Here is a 373-nt window from a genome sequence, read left to right as displayed (position 1 = left end):
GCCGCCGATGCCGACGAAGTGCACGCGCGGGAACGCGCGCACCAGGTCCTGGCTGTCCTGCAGGCGGCGGATCATGCGCGCCCTGCCCGCGCGGCGGCGCGCTGCGGTGCGAATGCCCGGCGGGGCTTCGCGGTAAAGCACTTCATACGGCTTCCTCGAGGATGATGTCGGCGATGCGGTCGGCCGCATCGGGTTTGGCCAGCCCGCGCGCGGCCTGTGCCATGGCCAGGCGACGCTGCGGATCGGCGAGCAGGTCGCGCAGGACCGGCTGGAGGTTTTCGGCCAGCGCCTCGTCCTGCTTGAGCAGGTCCGCGGCACCGGCATCGACCAGGTATTCGGCGTTGCGGGTCTGGTGGTCGTCGACCGCGGCGGC

1 protein-coding gene is annotated in these 373 nt (G+C 72.4%); it reads right to left on the bottom strand.

Going from position 1 to position 373, the window contains the following annotated elements; all coding sequences use genetic code 11:
- Positions 1-142 precede the first annotated feature (142 nt).
- Positions 143-373: glycosyltransferase (locus R0J87_RS18835; RefSeq protein ID WP_498888119.1), on the bottom strand; the 231-nt coding region annotated here is incomplete at its 5' end.

The organism is Halomonas sp. SIMBA_159 (assembly GCF_046536035.1).
GTDB lineage: Bacteria > Pseudomonadota > Gammaproteobacteria > Pseudomonadales > Halomonadaceae > Vreelandella > Vreelandella venusta_A.
The sequence above is the reverse complement of the archived record's forward strand: the minus strand, read 5'-3'. Positions and strand labels throughout refer to the sequence as shown.